The organism is Rhodoferax sp. P2_H8_2 (assembly GCF_056403235.1).
The window spans coordinates 1-1343 of sequence record NZ_JBFUFW010000021.1 but is presented as its reverse complement, the minus strand read 5'-3'; the positions used below and the strand labels follow the sequence as shown (position 1 = coordinate 1343).

Here is a 1343-nt window from a genome sequence, read left to right as displayed (position 1 = left end):
CGCTTTTTGAAAAAGCCAAACGCTCAGAGTTGAAACTATTCAAACGCGACCAAGGCAAGGTATCAGACACGTAATAGAGAGAATGCGGTAACCGACGCGTAAAGGGATTAGGTGTGAGTACCGGAGGCTTCACCGTATACGCGATCGCGGGTGACCCGTTAGCAAGCAGATACCTTTCCCAAACGGGGGAAGACTGCTATATGGCATTCTTCTGGCGTCATCCCAAGACGGCTTTGTCTCGATTGCAGTACAGGGCCAACTGCGGACTTCTGCAGATGACCGCTTTAGAGCGGTCTAACGCTAGATCGTTCAATTGCGTTGCACGTGACGGATTTGCATGATGATGACTCCGCTCTTATGGTTTGACACTGGTGACTGTGGCGCTCTTCACACGCCCCACGATCCAGTTCGTTGTGTCGGCCGGCCAGTACTCGTAGACCGTGGTCTTGCTGATGCCGTCGTTGCTCTCAACCTTGGTCTGACTGGGATCCCCGTAGTGCGGGAAGCTGCTGTACTGTGTGGTCGTGGTGTAGCTGGGCAGTACCGTTCCGTTCAAGTCCCAGCTCTCTTCCAGTTGGCTGGCTGTATAGGGGTAGTAGATCTTGCCTGTGGCCAGAGGGGTGCAGGCAGCTCCTGTTTGCGGGGTGTGGCATGCCACTGTGGGGGTGACRCGCTTTAAGACGCCTGCATTGCCAGAACCGGCCAGGCGCGTTTCGCTCTTGGCAGCCATGCCTACATACGGGAAGTCTTGGCGGTACTCGGTGTARCYTTCTATGCCGGTGTTGACATTCTTGCTCTTGACCCAGCGAAAGCCCAGCATGCCGCGGCCGGTTCCAACTTCGAATTTCAGGCCACCGTAGGTGTAGGTGGCGGTGTTGACGCCTCCAAGGCCGTTGGATCTGGAAATGCTGCTGACAACATGCTGTGCGCCCTGGATATCACGTACGGGGTATACCGCCGCAGTAGCACCACCATCCTTGGTGTAGACGCTGCTATCGGTGATGGGTTTGTAGCTGATGTCTAACTGGTTGCCAACACCTGCAGCAATACTGGACGGCGTGTCGTGGCCTGCGGGAGCGTAGGCAACCCACCAACCGGCCGTAACACTCCAATATGCAGGACCACTCTCGGGAATCCACATGATGTCCATCTTGCCGTCACCATTGAAGTCTCCGATCTGCACCAGGTCCACTGGAGCAATCTCACTTGTGGCCGCATCCATGGAGCTCATAAGAGGCCTGGACTGCACACTTGGGGAACTGCTCAACATCATTGGCAGGGCTTGCACCGGTGTGGTGAATCCGGTATCCGTCGCGTAGGAGATATACCAGCCGCCGCTGTAG

Annotated in this window: 1 protein-coding gene; it reads right to left on the bottom strand. The window is 56.0% G+C overall.

Features of this window, described 5'->3' with window-relative positions:
* Positions 1–355: 355 nt before the first annotated feature.
* The coding region (locus AC1DV6_RS18490) for a toxin TcdB middle/N-terminal domain-containing protein (RefSeq protein WP_477980061.1) at positions 356–1343 on the bottom strand (988 nt) is incomplete at its 5' end.